The sequence below is a fragment of the Paraburkholderia kururiensis JCM 10599 = LMG 19447 genome (assembly GCF_003986935.1).
GTDB lineage: Bacteria > Pseudomonadota > Gammaproteobacteria > Burkholderiales > Burkholderiaceae > Paraburkholderia > Paraburkholderia kururiensis.
Genome location: NZ_RJZE01000107.1, coordinates 1 through 812 on the forward strand (window position 1 = coordinate 1; position 812 = coordinate 812).

Annotated in this window: 1 protein-coding gene; it reads right to left on the reverse strand. The window is 58.5% G+C overall.

Translation table 11 applies throughout. The features are described from left to right. Positions 1 to 37: 37 nt before the first annotated feature. Positions 38 to 812, reverse strand: a 775-nt coding sequence (locus PKKP23_RS33480; protein WP_126880085.1) for an IS110 family RNA-guided transposase, incomplete at its 5' end; no start/stop codon positions are given.

Below are 812 nucleotides of genomic sequence, written 5' to 3' on the forward strand. Positions count from 1 at the left end.
GATTCCACGTCCCTGCAAACTTGAAGTCGATTCGGTTCTAGAAGCGAGGATCCATTTTTTCGTACAGGGCTCCCGGACGCGTGAGCACAACCCACGCGACGCGAGCAAGTTTGTTCGCCAGCGCTATCACGACCTTGTTGTGATGCATCCTGCTCTCGAGCGTATCCAGCCATCGCCCGAGCCGATCTCTTGAGCGATCCAGATGCATCAGACAGGATTGAGCGCCCAATACAAGTAAGCGGCGCAGGTACGTATTGCCGCGTTTGCTGATGCCCAAGAGCGTTGGCTTGCCGCCGGTCGTATGCTGGCGCGGGACGAGGCCGATCCATGCAGCCAAGTCACGTCCGCTGCCGAATTGCTTGCCATTTCCAATGGCTGCGCACAAAGCGCTTGCCCCAAGCGGGCCAATTCCCGGAATCGTCGTGAGGCGCTGTACAACGTCATCGTGCTTGGCAGAGGCTTCGATCTGACCGGAAAGTGCGGTGACGCGCTCGTCGATACGCAGGAAGTCCGACCACAGATCCGTCAGCAGCTGTCGCATGGTCGGCGTCAGATCGTTGGAATCGTCCGCGAGAATGCGAGTCGCATCGCGTCGAAACATGCCGATACCGGTGTGGATTGCGATGCCGTATTCGAGCAGAAAGCAGCGAAACTGACTCACGAGAGCCGTGCGCTGATGAACGAATTGGGCACGCACGCGGTGCAGCGCTTGCATGTCAAGTTGCTCGTGGCGTTTGACAGGGACGAAGCGCATCGTTGGGCGCGTTACTGCTTCGGCGATTGCCTCAGCGTCGAGCGTGTCATTCTTGTTC